General features: G+C 41.5%; 13 protein-coding genes. 6 read left to right on the plus strand and 7 right to left on the minus strand.

What is annotated here, in order from left to right:
* Positions 1 to 58: 58 nt before the first annotated feature.
* The 4 genes from BLR84_RS10905 to BLR84_RS10920 form a co-directional block, all read right to left on the minus strand.
* A complete protein-coding gene (locus BLR84_RS10905) occupies positions 59 to 874 on the minus strand; it encodes a hypothetical protein (protein ID WP_090467862.1) in 816 nt (271 codons plus the stop codon).
* A 93-nt stretch (positions 875 to 967) separates the two neighbouring features.
* On the minus strand, positions 968 to 2,521 hold the full coding sequence (locus BLR84_RS10910) for a vanadium-dependent haloperoxidase (RefSeq protein ID WP_090469194.1): 1,554 nt from the start codon (positions 2,519 to 2,521) through the stop codon (positions 968 to 970).
* A gap of 27 nt (positions 2,522 to 2,548) precedes the next feature.
* On the minus strand, positions 2,549 to 3,484 hold the full coding sequence (locus BLR84_RS10915; protein WP_218128300.1) for a hypothetical protein: 936 nt from the start codon (positions 3,482 to 3,484) through the stop codon (positions 2,549 to 2,551).
* A gap of 248 nt (positions 3,485 to 3,732) precedes the next feature.
* Positions 3,733 to 4,284, minus strand: coding sequence for a hypothetical protein (locus BLR84_RS10920; protein ID WP_090467864.1), 552 nt, complete (start codon positions 4,282 to 4,284; stop codon positions 3,733 to 3,735).
* A gap of 148 nt (positions 4,285 to 4,432) precedes the next feature.
* Between BLR84_RS10920 and BLR84_RS10925 the strand changes: the two genes are divergently transcribed.
* The 4 genes from BLR84_RS10925 (at position 4,433) to BLR84_RS10940 (ending at position 7,706) form a co-directional block, all read left to right on the plus strand.
* Positions 4,433 to 4,993, plus strand: a complete 561-nt coding sequence (locus BLR84_RS10925) for a YeeE/YedE family protein (RefSeq protein ID WP_255366914.1) — start codon at positions 4,433 to 4,435, stop codon at positions 4,991 to 4,993.
* The gene (locus tag BLR84_RS10930; protein WP_090467867.1) at positions 4,994 to 5,407 is read left to right on the plus strand and encodes a DUF6691 family protein; all 414 of its coding nucleotides are present in this window, start codon (positions 4,994 to 4,996) and stop codon (positions 5,405 to 5,407) included.
* Positions 5,408 to 5,424: 17 nt separating this feature from the next.
* A complete protein-coding gene (locus tag BLR84_RS10935; protein ID WP_090467869.1) occupies positions 5,425 to 6,012 on the plus strand; it encodes a TlpA family protein disulfide reductase in 588 nt (195 codons plus the stop codon).
* Positions 6,013 to 6,155: 143 nt separating this feature from the next.
* Positions 6,156 to 7,706 (plus strand): alpha-N-arabinofuranosidase, encoded by a 1,551-nt coding sequence (locus BLR84_RS10940; protein WP_090467871.1) that lies wholly within the window; start codon positions 6,156 to 6,158, stop codon positions 7,704 to 7,706.
* Positions 7,707 to 7,832: 126 nt separating this feature from the next.
* Here BLR84_RS10940 and BLR84_RS10945 read toward each other — a convergent pair whose 3' ends face one another.
* From BLR84_RS10945 to BLR84_RS10955, 3 genes are all read right to left on the minus strand, one after another.
* Positions 7,833 to 9,281, minus strand: coding sequence for a phytoene desaturase family protein (locus BLR84_RS10945; protein WP_090467873.1), 1,449 nt, complete (start codon positions 9,279 to 9,281; stop codon positions 7,833 to 7,835).
* Between the two features lie 90 nt (positions 9,282 to 9,371).
* Positions 9,372 to 9,989 carry a beta-class carbonic anhydrase gene (locus BLR84_RS10950; protein WP_090467875.1) on the minus strand — a complete coding sequence of 206 codons (618 nt, stop codon included), beginning with the start codon at positions 9,987 to 9,989 and terminating at the stop codon, positions 9,372 to 9,374.
* Between the two features lie 23 nt (positions 9,990 to 10,012).
* Entirely contained in the window at positions 10,013 to 10,660 is a 648-nt protein-coding gene (locus BLR84_RS10955) for a redoxin domain-containing protein (protein ID WP_090467877.1), read from the minus strand.
* Positions 10,661 to 11,075: 415 nt separating this feature from the next.
* Here BLR84_RS10955 and BLR84_RS10960 point away from each other — a divergent pair, with 415 nt between their 5' ends.
* The gene (locus tag BLR84_RS10960) at positions 11,076 to 12,737 is read left to right on the plus strand and encodes a L,D-transpeptidase family protein (protein WP_090467878.1); all 1,662 of its coding nucleotides are present in this window, start codon (positions 11,076 to 11,078) and stop codon (positions 12,735 to 12,737) included.
* 402 nt (positions 12,738 to 13,139) lie between these two features.
* Complete coding sequence (locus BLR84_RS10965; protein ID WP_090467880.1) at positions 13,140 to 16,334, plus strand: SusC/RagA family TonB-linked outer membrane protein; 3,195 nt, start codon at positions 13,140 to 13,142, stop codon at positions 16,332 to 16,334.
* Position 16,335: the final 1 nt, after the last annotated feature.

Below are 16,335 nucleotides of genomic sequence, written 5' to 3' on the forward strand. Positions count from 1 at the left end.
TAAAGCCAGGTTTCTCAGGCCTGGCTTTTACCTGCTCTCATACAGGATTTTTTATTAATCAACTAAATCTCAAATCTTTGGTGTTTTTCCAGGGAAACACGATAAAACCCGACGGCGCTTTTTTAAACGCGAACCATAAAGCCAGCAGCACGCCATAGCTACCGCCCCGCTCTACCCATTCAAACAGTTCGTAATGCGGATAAAACAGCTCGCTGGTTATTTTCCAGATGATAAATACGAGCAATAAATTTTTAAACGGACGGATCAGTATGGAAATGGCCGCTAAGATTTCAAAAATACCAACTACCAGTGCGGTTCTAGCCGGGTCATGAAAACCAAGGGATTGGTACTGTTTCAGCAGTCCGGCTTTTTGTATGATATTAAGCCAGCCGTGACCCAATAACAATAAGAATGCTATTACCCTTAAGCTGCCTATCACCGTTTTTAATACAGACGGCTCAATTACTATTTCGTCATTCATGCGGGCAAACCATTGTTTCAGCGGAATTTTAATACCACCCTGTATGATCAACAGCACGAGCGGGGCTCCAAAATTGCCCGCGCGTTCAATAAACTCGGCAAAAGGTTCGCCGGATATTGGGCGGAATGACGCGGTAATGATCCCCCATATCACCAGCCAACCTGCTACAGCACGTGTAGGATAAACCAATATGGATATGCCCATCAAAATATCGATGGAGCCCACAACCGGCATTAAGCGATAGGCGTCATCATGCCCAATACCCATCACCGCGAAATAGTTACACCAAATTTGTTTGGTGATGATGCCAAATGCACCATGCCCTATAAAACACATGGCACAGGCCAGTCTTAACGTGAAATATATTTTTTGATCGGTAGTTAAACGTAACATTCTTTCTTATTTTGTTTTGGATCAAAGAACAAATATTTTTGGATGAAAGACATACTCTTAAAATCTTTGCTCCTTGTTCCAAAAATCCTTACTCTATTTATCTGCTCCGTCTGCTTTTCCTCTCAATACTGCGTACTGGCCAATTTTGGCGCCGGTTTGCAAACCAACCTCGCAATCGCTACGATAATGTATGGCACCGTATAAACGCGACATGGCAGCGTCATGCGCCAGATCGGTAAATTTGGTACCCCTATCAGGCAGTAAATAGGTTAATACGGCTGCTGCAGCGGCGCTAAAATTAGAGTGACCGGAAGTATATGCCGGGAAATTTGGCACGCCTGTCAACGTTTTAATATTAGGATTAGCCTGCGACGGGCGCTGGTTAAAATAAAAATATTTGGTATCCCAGCACACAATGGCGGCATCCATTTCGGCCATATTCAGCAAGGCAAAATTGCGTGCCCAGCGAATTTCACTGTATTTTTGCTTTACAAACTCATCGGCAGCAATAGCATTCCAGTGCCCCGTCGGGGTATACGTACCAACCCCATCGGCCCAAAAAGCTACCTGTTCTTCATGCGCACGTGAGTGATCATTACTAAAGGATAATACCTCTTCCGTTTCCTTTTTAAATTCTGGTGAATTGGTTAAGTAAGGTGGCGCAGGTCTTAAAGCAACCACAGTGAGCGTATCAAACAAAAACGGCAATACCTTTGAAAATAAAGGCAGCATGGGCGGTCTTTTTGGTGTTTCCAGGCTCACCCAAAATTGTTCGCCTTTGGCCGTGGCAGCGGTTTCAAAACCTTTCCAGATAGCTGGTGTACCGATAGCTTTACCGGCACGATCATTACGGGCGCGGTTAGCGAATATGGCAGCTACCTGTTTGCCTAACGCCTCACCAGCGTTAAGTTCACCACGGGTGTTTGCACCGGCCATGATTCGGTACAGCTTTTCTTCGTCGGCCTTTTGCTGTATGTAGGCAATTTCGGTAGGGAATAACAATTTCATGATCTCAACCGTGGTGCCAGCCACAACAGCATCCTCGCTTGGGTACGATGGCAGATCGGAAGTTGGCACCAGTGGTGTAATCCCGGCATCATTTTTATATGGAGCAGTGCGCTTGTACAAATTTTTAAAATGCCAGGCCGCGATCAATGCATCATACTGGCTTGCGCTAACATAAGCATAAGCCCTTGCTGCATACGGCGGGTTTGAAAACGGAAACTCCGGGTAATTGAAAGGATTGGCTGAGTTTGGCGCGGGATACGTGCCATCAGGGTTTTGATAAGGCGGCACGTTGTGTTTGGCTACCAGGTCACGTAATATCTCGTTCCATCTCAAAACTGAGCCCGCGCTCCAGTATTTGATGCTCGCTTTCTGATCATCGGTCAGGCTGCGTTGAAGCGCTTTGATCTCGTTGATATCAGCAACATAGGCAGGTGAAGTTACCGCGTCCGGAGCGGCTACACTCAGTACACTAAAATCAGTTACCAGTACCGGTTTCCAGGTATCTGCGTTCAGGTCGATATTGGCAGGGGCCAATGCGGGGTACAAGGAAGTACGATCAGTAATGTCCTTTTTACATGAGCTTAAAAAAGCTGTACCTAAAAATAGGATTGGGACTATATAGCGTAATGTTTTTTTCATCTTGATCATTATTAAGTATTAACCTGCTTATTTCTGTTTTTTAGTGCTAAAAACGTAATAAACACCACCATAAAATGTCCGGGTTTGCCCCACATTACGGCCACTTAAAACATAGTTACCACCAGCGGTAAACTCCAGTCCGCTAATGGATTGAAGGCTATATTTCAATATTACCCCGGCCAGTGTCGAGTTCATTTTATTGCTGGGGAATGGCATATCGTTTTTACGAATGTCAAACCCGCCAATGGTAGTTACTTTGGTTAATACAGCTTCGGCATTAAACTTTAAGCTTCTGTAACCCGAACTCACCAAAAAGTTGGTCATATTGGGCATTTCCACTTCATTGGTATAATGCAGTTCCGTAGTATAATAAGAGTTTCTGTCGATAGTAATATTGCTCCGACGGATATACTGACCGGCTCCGGCTACAAAGAACCTGCCCGTCTGGTAGTTCAATAAAGCCCGTAAGGCTACATTTTTACTATGAAGCCCAATTGATAAGGGTAAATAATCCGCTTCGTAATTGCTTAGCGGTATCGATCCTGATAAAATGGCATGTAAGCTGAATAAACCCTTACCAATTTCTTCTTTTACAGCCATCCATTTGATAGATGCTGTCAGATCCTGAAAATTGTGCTCGCCCCTTAATGTACCTGCGGTAGCGTTGGTGGTTACATAGGGCACCATGAATAATATATTAATACGATTCGACAAACCATAGTTTCCGCCCAAGCTGTATACGCTGGAGCTTACTGTTCCCAGGTTAAGGTTGTCGCGTTTAAAGGTACCTTCCCAGTAATGATCCCAGCTGCTGTGAGTATACATACCGGCGGCGCAAAAATAGTTCTTGGGGATCATCAATGCGTCGGCATCTGTTTGCGCTCTGGCAAATGGCGATAAAATAAGGCAGAAGGCTATAACTAAAAAGCATCTGCAGAAAAGTTTTGATAAATTTTCTATCATATATAATTTAATTAGGGTGAGGCTAATAAATCTGTAACCGGATTATAACCAAGTTAACAAATATTGATAACCGGTTTTTACAACCAATCAGCAATACCAAAGACAATCAATCCATAAATTATGCTTACAAATAACTCATGTATATTCTAAATACTACCCAAACAGTTGTTTAGGCGATAAATCAAATACACTTGCAGCTTTAAATAAAGCGTGCAAAGTCATTCAACATCATCATTTAGGGTTTATGATCAGCAAGTAAAGTTTGGGGGCTTGCCCGGAGATTCAATGAAGGGTGAACTCAAATGGTATGATATAGGGTTCATTGCGGTTTTAAGCGTAGTTGAAAACGTTAAAAACCGGTAATGCATCATTTGGCAACTATATTCGTTACTAAAGTTTACTTTTTTAACGGGTGCTTCGTGCCCTTTTTTGCTCAGGGGTACATCGCAAAACTCTTTGGCGATAATTAAATTTGCGGAAACCAAACGGGTTTTTACACTATTTGCGATGCAAATGAACGACATGGTGTCGCGGGTTACCTTGTATCTTAAATAATTATAGTAAACTCCTTTTAGTTGCAGCTGGCCATGGTCAACCACATAATCATTCCAATCATGAATGCCTGGTAAATGAACAGGGAGCTTTATTTCGACAAGTTTGGTGGCATCTACCTTATTTTCGTAGATCTGTTTAACTATCTGAACTTCCGAGCGATGAATTAAATATTTAAATACCAAATTATATCCGCCCAAATTGAACAGATGTACATTCAGCAAGAGTATGGCTATAAACCTTTTCACCAGAAAGAGACAATTAATAGGGTATAATCTATTGTAAATATATTGATACGAATGATAAAAACAAATAAAAAATCAATAATTCATTAAGCAGTAGTGTATTGCTCACACAATAAATATCTTTACCTTAATATAGTTATCAGGTATCATTATGGATATTTTAAAACAACCCTGGCCCTGGTATGTGGCCGGTCCTTTGATCGGGCTTGTGGTCCCGGCTCTTTTATTAGCAGGCAATAAAGCATTTGGTATATCATCATCGTTGAGGCATATCTGCGCGGCTTGTTTGCCGGCAAATATTTCTTTTTTTAAGTACGATTGGAAAAAGGAAAGCTGGAACCTGTTCTTTGTTGTTGGTATTGTACTGGGCGGTTTCATAGCCACACAATATTTATCGGGCAATCACCCGGTTCAGATCAATCCACGCACCACTACCCTGCTCAAACAACAGGGTATTACTGATTTTAGCGGACTGCTGCCACGTGATGTATTCAGCTTTAGTCAGTTATTAACTTTAAGAGGATTCATTTTCATGGTTATCGGAGGTTTTATGGTGGGCTTTGGTACCCGGTACGCAGGCGGTTGTACATCAGGTCACGCTATCATGGGCATATCAACTTTACAATGGCCGTCCGTAGTGGCCACTTGCTGCTTTATGGCGGGTGGTTTTGCTATGACCTGGTTTATTTTACCTTACCTTATCAGCTTGTAAATGACGCGTAACATTAAATATCTCATCATCGGAATGCTTTTTGGCCTTGTACTGGTTAAATCAGAAGTGGTGTCCTGGTTCAGGATACAGGAAATGTTCCGGTTGCAATCATTCCATATGTATGGCATCATCGGCAGCGCTATTGTAGTAGGGCTTATCTCTGTTTTACTCATCAGGCGTTTCCGGGCAAAAACCATATCCGGAGAAGTGATTGTTATTCCGGTTAAAAAATTTCATTGGGGTAATGTATATGGCGGGTTGATATTTGGCTTAGGCTGGGCTATAACAGGTGCCTGTCCGGGTCCATTATTTGCCCAGATCGGCAGTGGTTTTGCGGTAATTATAGTTACCTTACTCAGCGCTATAGCAGGTACCTGGGTTTACGGATTGCTTCGGGACAAACTTCCGCATTGATTTACTGTTGATCAGGTATGGTAGAGAAGAGAAAAATAACCATTGGTAATATCATCTATCTGTTATCGGCGGCTATTATTGTTATTATGCTGGTTAACCCGACAGCCAAAAGTCTATTAATAAGAGGTTTGATAGGTATTGGCTTTTTTAAACCCGAGATCCCTGTTCAGGTATCCAAAAAAGCTTTGGCCGATCCGTTTAACATCGCTTTCAGAGATAGCAGTGGAAGAATTTTAAATACCAGTGATTTAAGGGGTAAAGTAATTTTTGTAAACTTTTGGGCCACCTGGTGCCCACCCTGTATCGCGGAAATGCCTAACCTTAACGATTTTTATAAGCAGTATAAAAATTACCCCAATGCGGTTTTCATACTGGCAGATGTAGACAACAATTATACAAAAGCCAATGCGTTTATGAAAAAGCACCAGTATGTTTTACCTGTTTATACATTAGCCAGCAACGTACCGGAAAATATTATGGACGGAACCATCCCCACTACACTGGTATTTGACAAAAAAGGCGAACTGGTATTTAAACACACTAATGCCGCTAATTACAACAGCACCAGATTTACTGATTACTTCACCACGCTGCTTAAACAATAATTAATCCTGCCTATTAATTGTTTTGTATACACAAAACAAAACTAATTACATCAACAGTATTTTTATTAAATTAATTGTTGTTATTTTAACACTTATTATTTTTTTTTCTTTTCTTTACAATTCCAATATCAAAACCTCATTCAATGAAAAAGAAAACACTTACCCATTTGTTTACCTGGTTACTGTGTCTCGGTTCAGCTACGGCATTTAGTCAAACCGGAACTATTACAATTAGCGATAATTCAAAAACCACCATTGACAAAAATATCTACGGACAATTTGCCGAGCATCTTGGTCACGGGATATATGGCGGTTTTTGGGTAGATAAGAGTCTCCCGGTAAAAAAGCAAAATCGTATCAGATTGGATGTGGTTGAAGCTTTGAAAAAAATAAAGATCCCTAACCTACGCTGGCCGGGCGGTTGCTTTGCAGATGAATATCACTGGCGCGACGGTATAGGGCCAACAGCACAACGCCCGCGCATGGTGAACACCAACTGGGGGGGCACAACCGAGGATAACAGCTTCGGCACGCATGAATTTCTGGAGCTTTGCAGTTTATTGAAATGCGAACCCTATGTAGCTGGTAATGTGGGCAGCGGCACGGTTGAAGAAATGTCGAAATGGGTTGAATACCTGAACTCCAACAGTACCAGTACCGTGGTACAGGAAAGGGCTAAAAATGGTCATCCAGAACCATATAAAGTTACTTTTTGGGGCGTTGGTAACGAGAGCTGGGGCTGCGGCGGCAATATGACCCCAGAGTTTTATGTTGATCAGTTTAAGCGTTATGCTTCTTTTGCCAAAGATTACCCAGGCGCCAGACTTAAAAAAATTGCCAGCGGTCCTAACTCCGATGACTACAACTGGACTGAGGTATGCATGAAAAATATACCGCAGTACATGATGTACGGCTTATCGCTCCATTATTATACCATACCAACGGGCCAGTGGGGTAAAAAAGGCTCTGCAACTTCATTTAGCGAAAGCGAGTATTTCAACACAATGGTAAACTGTCTTAAAATGGAAGAGCTGGTAACCAAACATTCGGCCATTATGGATAAATACGATCCTGAGAAAAAAGTGGCTTTAATAGTTGACGAATGGGGTGTTTGGACTGATCCTGAACCCGGCACTAATCCAGGTTTTTTATATCAGCAGAACAGTTTACGCGACGCGCTGATAGCTGGTACTACACTAAACATTTTTAACAACCACAGCGACCGTGTTAAAATGGCAGCATTAGCACAAACTATCAACGTTTTACAATCGCTCATTTTAACTGATAAAGAAAAAATAGTGCTTACCCCTACTTATCATGTATTTGATATGTACAAAGTTCACCAGGATGCTAAATACCTGCCTATAAAATTAGATGTACCGGATTACGAGGTTGACGGCAAAAAGATAGCGGCTGTAAATGCATCAGCATCACAGGATGCTACGGGTAAGGTGCATATTTCCTTAGTTAACCTGGATATTCATCATCCTATAACCATTACAACCGGCTTGCAGGATATCAAATGGTCGGCAGTAAGTGGTCAGGTACTCACTTCGGCCAATGTAACCAATATCAACACCTTTGCTGATCCTAATAAAATACACCTGAGCAATTTTACAGGTGCCAAAAAAGATGGTGATAAACTGGTGGTAACATTACCTGCCAAATCAATAGTGACTTTGGAGTTGAATTAATAATAATTTTCCCACGCGTCATTGCGAGGTACGAAGCAATCTCTACACAGGCAGGTCAACTTTGCTCTGTAAAATTTAGAGATTGCTTCGTACCTCGCAATGACGCGTTTAGGGCTTAGGGAACTTCTAAAATACCTTCACCTTAATCCCCCAAATATCACCCAACGCTTTTTTAGCGGCATGATACCCACACATACCATGAACTCCGCCTCCTGGAGGTGTAGAGGACGAACAAATGTAAAGCCCCTTAGCCGATGTTTTATAAGGTGACCAGCGTAACGCCGGTCGTGTAAACAGCTGTCCGATATCAATAACTCCTCCGTTAATATCTCCACCTATATAATTAGGGTTATACTGTTCCATTTGGGCGGTATTGAAAGTATGTTTGGCCAGGATAGTGTCCCTAAAACCCGGGGCAAAACGCTCCACTTGCTGTTCAATAATGGTGGTCATGTCTTTTTCCGAGCCGTTAGGCACATGACAATAAGCCCAGGCCGTGTGCTTGCCTTCCGGCGCACGTGATCTGTCAAACTGGCTTTGCTGCGCCAGCAATACAAACGGTTTTTCGGGATGCTCACCTTTCCATATCCGTTGCTCCCCAATAGCTATTTCTTCAAATGTATTACCTATGTGCACTGTACCTGCCTGTTTAACCTGTTCTGCTTTAAAGGGGATCGGCGCATCCAGGGCCCAGTCTATTTTAAATACGCCCATCCCGTAGCGATAACGCTCCAATTGCCATTTATACAGGGATGAAAATCGGTGCCCAGCTATCTTTAAAAGCTGTTTAGGCGTAATGTCAAACAGCAAAGCATGGGCAGATGGAAGTTGATCTAACGATTCAATATAACGGTCGGTTTCTATTGTCCCCCCTATCGAAATAAAATAGGAGGCTAGAGCCGAGGCTATCTGTTTTGATCCCCCTTTAGGTACAGGCCAGCCTTTTAAGTGTCCTTGCGCCATCAGCACCAGTCCGATAGCGGAAGTAGCTAAATTACTTAAAGGTTGTATAGAGTGCGCAGCCATGCCGGCAAATAAGCCCTTTGCGGCCTGTGTTTTAAAACGTTTCTCTAAAAAGGTTGCAGCTGTTAAACCATCAAAGCCAAACTGGGCCATGGCTAAAGGATGTTTGGGAAAATGCAGCGGACCTAAAGCATCGGGCGCGATGAGTGGCCAGTTTTTCACTACAGGTTTGATGAGTTTGAGATAAGCCTGCTCATCGTCGCCTAATAAGCTTGCGGTTTGTTCAATTGATTTGGTCAATATAGCGGCCGTGCCATCATCAAATGGATGCGCGGCCGCTATCTCGGGATAAATATATTCCAATCCGTGCTGTTCCAGCGGCAATGTTTCAAAAAATGGTGAAGCTGCTGCCATCGGATGGATAGCCGAACAGATATCATGAAGGTAACCGGGCAAAGTGAGTTCCGCGGAACGAAGCCCTCCTCCTATCTCCTTTTTGCCTTCGAGCAATAATACCGACAAGCCGTTTTGTTGTAATAATATAGCAGCTGCCAAACCATTGGGCCCTGAGCCAACAATTACGGCGTCATAGTCACGTTTTTCAAGCTTCATGTATACGGTAGATGTTTAAAAACATACTAAGGTATTTAAATAAACAGTTTGATACCCTAATGAATTTAAAAACCCGGTCGTATTTGGTGATCAATTTAAAACCTCGCCGGCATGGGTAGCTTCCGGTACCTCGATCAGTTTGCCGGAACGTACATCATAAATGTAGCCATATATGGGTATGTTCCCTGCCACTAATGGGTGCTGCCTGATGCGTTGAACATCTTCGATAACACTCGCTTCCAGGTTTTTAAAGGTCAGAAAAGCGATATGCCGCGCTTCGGTTGATCCGCCACTTTCTTCGGTATTACGCCAACCACGTTCATCAACGGTTGCGGTTTTCAGACTTTTGGCCAGCAGATCGCGGATAATATCGTCGGTGAACAAAGCCATTCCGCAATCGGTATGATGAATTACGAACCATTCTTTAGTACCCAACAATTTGTGCGATATCACTAACGATCGGATAGCATCGTCGCTGGCACGGCCACCAGCGTTACGGATCACATGCGCGTCGCCTTCGGCCAAACCTGCATACTGGGCCGGATCAAGCCGGGCATCCATACAGGTTAAAATGGCAAACTGACGGGCCGGTGGTATGGTTAACTCACCCTTGTTGCCAAAATGCTTTACATATTCCTGATTGGCCGAAAGCACCTGTTGGTGGACTTTCGACCTGATTTTTTGCAATGGATCAATTACGTTTGACATGGTATCTTTTTTTAAGATGATGATCAGGCAGATTTTCTGCTGTGGTTGATCAATGCTGATTCATAAACCGAAGCAATAATATCATCGGCAGAAAATGTACCCAGGAAGTCGAAATCGATATGACTATAAATAACTTGTTTTGAAGGGGCAACAATATAAGTGGCTAAAAGCGGCGCGTTTACATCAATACCCGAAAACCTGTTCCAAACCGGATCTTCATCGGAAAACACTCTGAACGCCTGCGCCAGTTCTTTTTCCTCATCATAATAAAAATTAAGGGTAAAGCTATGTTCCCAGGCTTTCTTTTCCAGTTCTTCGGTACGCTCATCACTGATGATCAACAAGTTTCCGCCACTGGCTTTTATTTCATTATGGATATTGTTAAGTTGTTTGAGCAACGTAAAACCATGATCACGCCAATGATGCGAATAAAAAGCGATCACCAGTGGCTTATTCAAAAGATGTCTTAATGAAACAGGGCCATGCACTTCGGCTCCGTTAAAAAACTGTTGCCAGCGACTGTAAGTACTATAGAATTTAAGATCTGGCACATAGTTGCCGGCCTTAACAGGCTTTAATGGCTGGTATGGCTTAAACGGAAGATCGGCATCAGCAACGATTTCTGACAGATCAAAAAATGGATATTTGTTATTATTATTTGTAGTTAACATTTTTAATAGAATGAAGATTAAACGAATTGTATTTGATTGTTGTGATGATAGATCAGGGTCAACAACTGCACAATCCGTAAACTACAGGATAGTCAGCTAATAGCCTGACGACTGCGGGCTTGTTTAATTGATTTACCAGATAAGCGTTCATAAAATATATGTTAAATAATGAGATCAGTAAAATATGAGAATAGACGGGATCGACAGAAGGCTTTTGGTTCAACAACAGCAACACACTTCTCTTTTCATATCTTCACGATATAAAAAGAGAAGTGTATTAAAGGTTAATTTACGACCCGGCATGATTTTGAATGTTTTGAAGTTCAAATATACTATAATGTCTATCTATTTAGTATGTATTTTATAAATTATTTTTTTATTTTTTGTTTTCTATCTTTCAGACAAAAAACTAACTATGCTAAACGGGCGAATAAAATACTATACTTTACTGATAATCACCGGTATTTCTATTTTGTTTAGCTGCACTCAAAACCCCAAACACCGGGTATCCAAAGCCGATTCTATAAAAAAGAAGGCCGTAAAAGAATGGAACAAAACCATCCCCGGCAATTTCAGCGATCAAACAAAGGCCGTTTTCGACAGCTTACAAATAAATATTTTCCTGAAAAAGTATCCCGCCTTTGATCCATATGCCAAGGATATTAACTTGTTTTATAGTAAGCGTAAATTTGCTTACGCCTGGTACGCAAACAACACATTAATAGAGCAAGCTGGTAACCTGGTTGATAGATTAAATAATTTACAAAACGAGGGTATTTATAGAGCTATCCCCTACCCAAAATCCCTAGACTCACTGGTGTTTGATGCGCATCCAAAAGCAACTACCGCAAAAGCTAAAACCAATATTACTACCGAGTTGATGCTTACCGCGCAGTATTTTGTTTTTTCAAAACTGGCTTTTCAGGGTATGAGCGACTCGGTAACCCGTGCTGTAAACTGGTATCTGCCCCGTAAAAAAGTCTCCTACAATGATTACCTGGATAGTTTGCTAAAAAAACCGGGAAAACCGGGTGGAACTTTATCCGAACCTGTTTACCGGCAATATGACCTGTTAAAAACCTTCCTGGCTAAATACCGCCATCTGGATACCATAGATAAGTGGCAACCGCTTATTATCGAAAAAAAGTTAAAACCTGGCGACTCCACAGCAGTGATATCATTGATCAAGAAACGGCTTTATAAATTGGAGGATTTTAAAGGCGATACAACGAGCAATGTTTATGACGATGAACTGAAAGGTGCCTTTAAGCAATTTCAGTTGCGACATGGCCTTACTGCCGATGGCATTGCCGGTGCTGGTACCATAGCCGAATTAAACGTTCCTTTAAAAACCCGGATGCGGCAGATCATCGTGAACATGGAACGCTGCAGATGGCTCCCAGTAAGTCTGAATACTGATTACCTGGCAGTGAATATACCTGAGTTTAAACTCCATGTTTATCACGCCGATAGTCTGTTATGGAGCTGCAATGTAGTTGTAGGTCAAAAAGTTCATCAAACAGTGATATTCTACGGCGAGATGCAGTATATCGTTTTTAGTCCGTACTGGAACTTGCCTGAAAGTATCATCCGCAACGAGGTATTGCCCGAGATAAGAAAGAACTCCAACTATGTGAATGAACATAATATGATCATTACCGGGAAAGAAAATGGTTTACCAGTGATTAAACAAAAACCAGGTCCGGCCAATTCCCTGGGATTGGTTAAATTCCTGTTTCCGAACAGTTATAGTATCTATTTGCATGATACACCTTCTAAATCATTATTTGGCGAATCGTCAAGAGCATTCAGTCATGGATGTATCCGCGTTGGCGAACCAGCTAAGCTTGCTTCTTTTCTATTAAAATACGATACAACCTGGACGGCCGACCGGATCAGTAAGGCTATGCACCTGGGCAAAGAGCAGCAAATAACCCTTAAACATAAAACACCCGTTTTTATAGCCTACTTTACCGCTTTTACAGATCGTAACAACAAACTCAATTTCCGCAAGGATATATATAACCGGGACGAACAACTGGCATCAATGATCATATCAGGAAAAGGTAGTTATTAAAAATAATAATGGTCGATTGCGTATAAGGCGGCACTTTTTTTATTTGTCATTTTGACAATAAAATCTGTTATGATAGCTTTTTAAGGTTTATAATACTGGTAAATTAAAAAAACAAAATATTTTTCGTGGCTTTGTAGGCAATAGTTAAAATTTAATTGTCCCCTCTTTAAATCACTTCATGCGCCCGATCCTATTCCGGAGCGATTAAGTGTGAATTTAACACCAACATTGATTATTAAAACCCGAAAAAATTTAGGCCTATGTAAAAAACGCTTACTAACCCTACCCAAAGCACAATTACCCGGCGGGAAATTGCTGCTCCACAGAATGATTTTTGAATGTTTATAAATGCAGGTGCAATCGACAGTACTTGTTATTAACTCCCTTTAAATTCAGTAAAATATGAAATTTTTAAAACACCCAACGGGTGTACATAGGCCATGGATATCCAAATCTTTGCCCTTGTGTAAATTAGCCCTTGCAGGTTTAGTTCTCATAAATACGCAAACAGTGGCACTCGCAAGCCCTAAATTAGCCAACAGCTTAAACTTTAACCTCAAAACCAATATCGCAAAAATCAGCGGTAAAGTAGTTGATGAAAAAGGCGAACCGTTAATTGGCGTAAGTATTCGCATAAAAGGTACTACAACAGGTACCCAAACTGATACCCAGGGTAACTTTACACTTGATGCCGACAGCAAAACAGTTTTGATAGTAAGCTATATAGGCTTTACTACGAAAGAAGTAATCGTAGGGTCAAAAACTTCATTCACCATAACACTAGCAAGTAACAATAACTTAAACGAGGTAGTAGTTACAGCTTTGGGTATCAAAAAAGAACAAAAAAAGCTTGGTTATGCACTTACAACGGTTAAAGGCGACCTTCTTGATAAAGCCAAAGAATCAAACGTTGCTTATTCATTAGAAGGCCGTGTGGCTGGTTTAAGTATTAGCGGCACCAACGGCGGAGCAGGTTCATCTGCCCGTATATTATTACGTGGTGTAACCAGTACAGGTACTACCCAGGGGCCGTTGTTCGTAATCAATGGAGTACCAATGGATAACACCCAGAGAGGCCAGTCGGGCGAATGGGGCGGCGCCGATTATGGTGATGGTATTTCCAATATTAACCCGGATGATATCGAATCTATGACCGTATTAAAAGGCCAGTCGGCATCTGCACTTTATGGTACCCGTGCTACAGGTGGTGTTATTTTGATCACGACCAAATCAGGCAAAAAAGATTCAGGCTTTGGTGTTGAATATAATACCAACTACCAGATGGATAAGGTTTATGATAATACCGATTTCCAAACGGTGTACGGCCAGGGAGAAAACGGAGCCAAACCAAACAATGCTGCCGATGCACTAAGTTCAGGCAACCTGGCTTGGGGAGCAAAGCTGGATGGGTCGCAGGTAATTCAGTTTGATGGTAAAAGCTATGCTTATTCAAAAACGAGCGATGACTATACCAAATTTTACAAAACAGGTAATACCTTCACCAACACAGTTTCTTTAACCGGCGGTAATGAAACCGGCGCTTTCCGCTTATCATTATCAGATATGAATAATCATGCGATTATCCCCAATAGCGGATTGGGCAGAAAAACCTTTAACTTTAATGGCACCCAAACTGTAATGAAAAACCTGGATATAACTCTGGTTGCCAATTACATTTTGGACAATGAGAAAAACCGTTCTGGTTTAAGTGATGGCCCTGGCAACCCTAACAACGTGCAATTTTTAGCGCCAAATGAAGCTCAGAGTATTTTAGCGCCAGGCACAAAAGCTAACGGGACCGAACAATCATTTACCAATGATATATATGTGACAAATCCTTATTTTGCAGCTTATAATTTTGTATCCAGTACAAAAAGAGAGCGCTTAATATCTTCAATAGCTGCCAAATACAGCTTAACACCCTGGGCATATGTACAGGGCCGGATAGGTTATGATAATACTCATGACTCACGCCTAAATATAGAACCAACCGGGACGGCATATTTGAGTAGTAACGGTAACCTGAAAACACAAGCAACGCAAACAACCGAATTTAATGCAGATGTGTTGTTAGGCGCCAAACATGATCTGATTAAGGATTGGTTAAACCTGGACATGTCTGTAGGCGGTAACATCCGTAAAAACGATTATGGAGGTACTTATATAAATGCCAATAATCTTATTTTCCCTTATTTTTATGATCTGTCAAACGGCCAGGTAAAACCGGCCGGAACTATCGGATCTGATTCTGATACACCAGACGACGATCCTAAAAAACAACAAGTTAACTCGGCCTATTACACAGCTGATTTTGCCGTAAAAAACTTTTTGGTTTTAAGTACAACCGGACGTTATGATTATTATAGCAGTATAGCAAAATCTGTAGGACCGGGAATATTCACCCCATCGGTATCAGCAAGTTTTATCTTCTCTGATCTTACCCACATTAATGGCCTTGATTTTGGAAAACTGCGTGTATCGTATGCAAAAACAAGTGGCAGCGCACAGCCTTACGCAAACAAGGTTTATTATCGCGTTGGCAATCCCGTTAATGGCGTTAATACCGTTACTTTTGGTAGCCAGCTTGCAAACCTCGACTTAAAACCGTATACCTTAAATGAGTTTGAAATTGGTACCGAGCTCAAATTCTTAAACGACCGTTTAGGGCTGGATTTGGCTTATTTTGACAGAAAAACTAAAAATGAGATAATAAACATTACCCTTGACCAAACAACTGGTTACACCAAATCTTATGTGCCAACGGGATCAGTTAGTAATAAAGGTATAGAGGTTGAGCTGCATGGTACACCTGTAAAAACCGGAACTTTTAGCTGGACATCTTCTTTTAACTTTACTTACATCAAAAATAAAGTATTGGAAACTGATGACCAGGGTAGAACCCTAACTTTGGGTACTTATCGCCCGTTAAATGCAGTTACCGCTTTTGTTAAAGGCCTGGCAGGCCCACAAATTATGGCTAACGACTATAAACGTGATGCCGGTGGTAACATTATATTTGACGCTACAGGTAATGCTGAAATTACAGATCGTATACCCATGGGAAGCGTAACGCCTAAATTTTATGGCGGTTTAAATAACGATTTTACTTTTAAACACTTTAACCTGGGCTTCCTGGTCGATTATCGTTTTGGCAACAAGGTATTATCGGCAACCAATTATTACAGCATTTTCCGCGGTTTAAACAAAATGACCTTACCTGGCCGAGAAACAGGTGTGGTTGGAGTTGGTGTAACCGAAAGTGGAGCACAAAACACGGTTAACGTACCTGCCGAAACCTATTATCAGACTTTAGCACGTAACGTTTCAGCATTGAATGTTTTAGATGGAAGCTTTATTAAACTACGCCAGGTTACATTTGGTTACAGCATCCCTAAAAATGTTTTAGGTAGCACTCCGTTCAACTCCATTACTGTTTCACTGGTAGCCAGAAACTTATGGACAATCATGAAGCATACAGACAACATTGATCCTGAATCTAACTTTGCACCTGGAATTAACTATGCAGGTATTGAAGGTACAAGCGTACCGGCTGTCAGAACATATGGGTTAAATGTTAACTTTAAATTTAAAAAATAAG

The organism is Mucilaginibacter sp. OK268 (assembly GCF_900103125.1).
Taxonomy (GTDB): domain Bacteria; phylum Bacteroidota; class Bacteroidia; order Sphingobacteriales; family Sphingobacteriaceae; genus Mucilaginibacter.